Below are 2,914 nucleotides of genomic sequence, written 5' to 3'. Positions count from 1 at the left end.
CCCGGTGGGGGAGCGGGCCCGTTTCCGTACCGTACGCGCGAAGCCTCAGCGCCGGTCGGCGCCGCCGGCCGAGGGGCGTCAGCGCGCGGACGACAGCTCGTCCGCGACCAGCTCGGCGATCTGGACCGCGTTCAGCGCCGCGCCCTTGCGGAGGTTGTCGTTGGAGACGAAGAGGGCGAGGCCGTGCTCGACCGTCTCGTCGGCGCGGATACGCCCCACGTAGGAGGCGTCCTTGCCCGCCGCCTGAAGCGGGGTCGGGATGTCGGAGAGCTCCACGCCCGGCGCGTCGGCGAGCAGCTCCCGGGCGCGCTCCACGGGGAGCGGGCGCTCGAACCGGGCGTTCACCTGGAGGGAGTGGCCCGAGAAGACGGGAACGCGGACACAGGTGCCGGAGACCTTCAGCCCGGGGATCTCCAGGATCTTGCGGGACTCGTGGCGGAGCTTCTGCTCCTCGTCGGTCTCGAAGGAGCCGTCGTCCACGACGCTGCCCGCCAGCGGCAGCACGTTGAAGGCGATCGGGCGCTGGTAGACCGCGGGCTCGGGGAAGTCCACGGCCCCGCCGTCGTGGGTCAGCTCGGCCGCGCGCTCGTAGACGCCCTTGACCTGGCCGTCCAGCTCGGCGACGCCCGCGACGCCGGAGCCGGATACGGCCTGGTAGGTGGAGGTGACCAGGGCGGCCAGACCCGCCTCGCGGTGCAGCGGCTTCAGCACCGGCATGGCGGCCATGGTGGTGCAGTTCGGGTTGGCGATGATCCCCTTGGGGCGGTCCTTGACCGCGTGCGGGTTGACCTCGGAGACCACCAGCGGGACCTCGGGGTCACGGCGCCAGGCGGAGGAGTTGTCGATCACGACGGCGCCCTGGCCCGCGACCTTCTCCGCGAGCGCGCGGGAGGTGGCGCCGCCCGCCGAGAACAGGACGATGTCCAGACCGCTGTAGTCGGCCGTCGCGGCGTCCTCGACGGTGATCTCCCGGTCCTCCCACACGATGGTGGAGCCCGCCGAGCGGGCCGAGGCGAACAGACGCAGTTCGGCGACGGGGAACTTCCGCTCGGCGAGGATGCTGCGCATGACTGTGCCGACCTGACCGGTGGCTCCGACGATTCCGACCCTCACCGATGTCTCCTTTGTGCCTGTTCTTACCCATTGACGGACCTGGGGCATCCCATCATGCGTATGTCCCCGGCCGGGTTGTCCAGTCCATTGTCCGGGTGCTGGACAGTGTGACGCCGGGCACGCGCCCGGAGCCCCGTACGGGGAGGTGAACGATTCGGCCCGGACCCGCGTCGTAGGGGAAACGCGACCAAGGGGAGGAAGCCGTGCCGAGCGACGAAGGCCCTGGCGAGGGCCTGGACGGGGACGGGAGCGGGGGCCCGGCACCCGGCCCGCCGGACCGTGGGCGGGGGGCCGGGGCCGGGACGGGCGACGGGGACCCGCTGGACGCCGCGCAGGTCTCCCGGGTACGCGCCGTCCTCGCCCTCGGCGGGGTGCCCCACGCCGACCTCGGCGACGGGGTCCAGCAGATCCGGCTGCGGCTGCTGGAGCGCCGCGCCCGCGGCCAGGAGCCCCCGCAGGACGTCGGCGCCTGGTCGGCGGTGGTCGCCTCCCGCCTCGCCGTCGACTGGCACCGCGCCCGCAGCCGCATGGAGCGCCTCGGCGCCCGGCTCACCGGGATGCGGGCCTGGCCGGTGACGAGCGATGGCGGCCCGGAGGAACGGCTGCTCGCGCTCGCCGTCGCCGACGGCCTGGACACGCTGCCGGACCTCCAGCGGCAGGTGCTGGTGCTGCGGTTCTACGCCGATCTCACCGTGCCGCGGATCGCCCGCGAACTGGGCGTCCCGGAGGGAACAGTCAAGAGCCGACTGCATGCGGCGGCCAAGGCGATGCGCGAGCGACTCCGCGTGGACGAGGTGGTGTGAGATGGCCAGCGAGACGGCGGCCGGTGACGGCGGCAGGGGCGAGGTACCGGGGATGGCGCCCCCTGAGGGCGGGGACGACGCCCTGCTGGCGGTCCTCCTCGGGGACCCGCCACCGGCGGACCCGACGGGACGGGCGGAGTACGAGAGGGCCGCCCGGGACATGGAGACCCTGCGGCGGGGGCTGCGGGCGCTGGGGGGCGCGCTGGCGGAGGAGCCGCCGGGCGAGGCGTCGGGCGAGGCCGCGTCCGGGGCGTCGGGCGAGACCTCGGAGGAGGCCGTGGGAGTGATCCTGGGCGCGGCCCGGGAGGAGCCCCCCGCCCCGGTCGGCAACCGGCCCGAACCCGCCACGGCACCCCCGGCCCGCCGCCGCCACCTGCTCCGGTTCGTCCTCGCCGCCTGTGCCGCCGGGGCCATCGGGCTCGGCGGCTTCGCCGCCGTCCAGCGTGAGGTGAGTATGGAGGCGCAGAGCGTCCGGGAAGGCGGCGCCAAACTCACCGCCTCCGGCATCGTCGCCTGCTCGAACGTGATCGCCGAGGGCACGGTCGCCCGGACCGAGCGCGCGGGCGCCCGCACCCGGGTGGTCCTCGACGTGGCCCGCTATCTCGTCCCCGAGTACCGCGCGGACGAGAGGAAGCCACCCGAGACGGCGTTCACGGTCCCCGCCGCCGAGGCCGCGTCGTTCGTGATCGGCAAACGGGTACTGGTCCAGGTCCCCGTCTTTCCGGACGAGCCGGTGATGGAGTTCAGCGGGGCCGCGGAGATCGCCGGCGGCTGGGAGTGGTTCTCCGCCGCGCTGCCCGGCTCCCGCGCGGCCGGCTGCACCCATCCGGGCTGACCGGACGGCACCATGGACCGCCGCCCGACCGCGTCGGGACCCTGATCGGCCGTGCGGTCGTGCGGCCCTGGTCTATGGGTCTATGGGGCGGCGGGTGCGGGTCGGCGCGACGCCGGGACCCGGCCCCGGGCAGGGGAAAGGGGTGGGTGCCCGGGAGGGCACC

General features: G+C 74.8%; 3 protein-coding genes. 2 read left to right on the top strand and 1 reads right to left on the bottom strand.

Annotated elements, in window-relative coordinates:
* Positions 1 to 78 precede the first annotated feature (78 nt).
* Entirely contained in the window at positions 79 to 1,113 is a 1,035-nt protein-coding gene (locus ACFVIM_RS34460; protein ID WP_384310143.1) for an aspartate-semialdehyde dehydrogenase, read from the bottom strand.
* Positions 1,114 to 1,346: 233 nt separating this feature from the next.
* On the opposite strand from ACFVIM_RS34460, the gene ACFVIM_RS34455 reads away from it, so the two are divergent.
* Together ACFVIM_RS34455 and ACFVIM_RS34450 are read left to right on the top strand one after the other, a co-directional pair.
* The gene (locus tag ACFVIM_RS34455; RefSeq protein WP_384310146.1) at positions 1,347 to 1,916 is read left to right on the top strand and encodes an RNA polymerase sigma factor; all 570 of its coding nucleotides are present in this window, start codon (positions 1,347 to 1,349) and stop codon (positions 1,914 to 1,916) included.
* A gap of 1 nt (position 1,917) precedes the next feature.
* Positions 1,918 to 2,751: a hypothetical protein gene (locus ACFVIM_RS34450; RefSeq protein ID WP_384310140.1), complete on the top strand. Its 834-nt coding sequence runs from the start codon at positions 1,918 to 1,920 to the stop codon at positions 2,749 to 2,751.
* Positions 2,752 to 2,914: the final 163 nt, after the last annotated feature.

The sequence above is a fragment of the Streptomyces sp. NPDC057638 genome, assembly GCF_042800315.1.
Classification (GTDB): Bacteria; Actinomycetota; Actinomycetes; order Streptomycetales; family Streptomycetaceae; genus Streptomyces.
The sequence above is the reverse complement of the archived record's forward strand: the minus strand, read 5'-3'. Positions and strand labels throughout refer to the sequence as shown.